The sequence below is a fragment of the Pseudomonas sp. SWRI51 genome, assembly GCF_014268825.1.
GTDB classification, from domain to species: Bacteria; Pseudomonadota; Gammaproteobacteria; order Pseudomonadales; family Pseudomonadaceae; genus Aquipseudomonas; species Aquipseudomonas farsensis.
In genome coordinates this window covers 1-900 of sequence record NZ_JABWRG010000184.1, presented here as the reverse complement: position 1 = coordinate 900, position 900 = coordinate 1, and the positions used below count along the sequence as shown (strand labels likewise).

General features: G+C 67.9%; 1 protein-coding gene. It reads left to right on the top strand.

The window, feature by feature from the left end:
* The coding region (locus HU720_RS23935; RefSeq protein WP_238337806.1) for a condensation domain-containing protein at positions 1–900 on the top strand (900 nt) is incomplete at both ends.

Sequence of the window (900 nt, the reverse complement as noted above, 5' to 3'; positions counted from 1 at the left end):
CAGTACGCTGGCGGCCTGGATGGCGAACTGGGCTACTGGCAGCAGCAACTGGCCGACGCGCCACAAGGCCTGCCCGGCGCCGACCCCGCCGCCAGTCTGCAGAACCGCCACCGCCAGAGCGTGCAAGCGCATCTGGATGCGCACCTGACCCGGCGCCTGCTGCAACAGGCCCCAGCGGCGTATCGCACGCAGGTCAACGACTTGCTGCTGACCGCACTGACGCGGGTCCTGTGCCGCTGGAGTGGCACTGAATCGGCGCTGGTCGAGCTGGAAGGGCATGGCCGCGAAGACCTGTTCGAGGATGTCGACCTGAGCCGCACGGTGGGCTGGTTCACCAGCGCTTACCCAGTGCGCCTGACGCCCGCCGCCGACCTTGGCAGCTCGATCAAGCAGGTCAAGGAGCAACTGCGCAGCGTGCCGCACAAGGGCATCGGTTTTGGCGCCCTGCGTTATCTGGGCAGCGCGGCGGCGCGCGAGGCCCTGGCGGCACTGCCGGTGCCGCGTATCACCTTCAACTACCTGGGCCAGCTGGACGGCCAGTTCGACGAGCAGGCGCTGTTCGTCCCGGCTGCCGAAAGTGCAGGCGAGGAACAAAGCGCGCAGGCGCCGCTGGGCAACTGGCTGGTGCTCAATGGCCAGGTGTATGGCGGTGAACTGAGCCTGGCGTTCAGCTTCAGCGGGCAGATGTTCGCCCGCGACAGCATCGAGCAGCTGGCGCGCGCCTATGAAGCAGAGCTGGCAGCGCTGATCGAGCACTGCCAGGCCCCGCTGGGGCTGACCCCGTCGGACTTCCCGCTGGCCGGGCTGGGCCAGGCGCAGCTTGATGCATTGCCGGTGGCGGTGGCTGACATCGAAGACATCTACCCGTTGTCGCCCATGCAGCAGGGCATGCTGTTCCAC